Below are 643 nucleotides of genomic sequence, written 5' to 3'. Positions count from 1 at the left end.
CACGACCCCGGCCCGCACCTCGTGCCGCTGCCCGGTGACACGGTCGATGTACGTCGCCCCGGTCGCGCGGCCGTTCTTCGCGTGGATCTGCTCGACCCGGGCGTTCACCCGCAGGTCGACGCCGTTGCGCAGCGCCTTCGGCCAGTACGACACGTCGGTGGAGGCGATGGAATGCCGCGGGCAGCCGGCCAGGCAGAAGCCGCAGTCGTTGCAGGCCAGCCGGGCGTCCTTGGCCCGGGTGAGGATCGCGTTGTCCGCGGGCCACCAGTGCCAGCCGAGCTTGTCGAACCCGGTCGCCATCTTGTGCCCGACCTTGCCTCCGCGGCTCGCCGGGCCCCAGCCCTCGGGACGCGCCGGATTGCCCGGGTCGCCGGTGCGGCGCGCGACGCCGATCTCGGCGTCGTTGATGGCGTAGAACGGCTCGAGCTCCTCGTAGGAGATGGGCCAGTCGATCGTGCCCTCGACCCCGTGCTCGGTGCCCTTGCGGAAGTCCACCGGCTTGAACCGCGGCCAGGCTCCGGCGTAGTGCAGGGTGGAGCCGCCGACACCGGTGTAGATGTAGGGGGTCGTGTTGCCGGTGGTCGGGTAATCCTCCGGGAGCTGGCGGACGTTCGGTTCGAATGACCAGCACCGCTGGCGCTCG

At 71.2% G+C, this 643-nt stretch carries 1 protein-coding gene; it reads right to left on the bottom strand.

All coding sequences use genetic code 11. The annotated features are described in order from the left end of the window. The coding region (locus tag PKE99_RS38300; protein ID WP_369075890.1) for a GMC family oxidoreductase N-terminal domain-containing protein at positions 1-643 on the bottom strand (643 nt) is incomplete at both ends.

It is taken from the genome of Pseudonocardia halophobica (genome assembly GCF_027922425.1).
Lineage (GTDB): Bacteria > Actinomycetota > Actinomycetes > Mycobacteriales > Pseudonocardiaceae > Pseudonocardia > Pseudonocardia halophobica.
The sequence above is the reverse complement of the archived record's forward strand: the minus strand, read 5'-3'. Positions and strand labels throughout refer to the sequence as shown.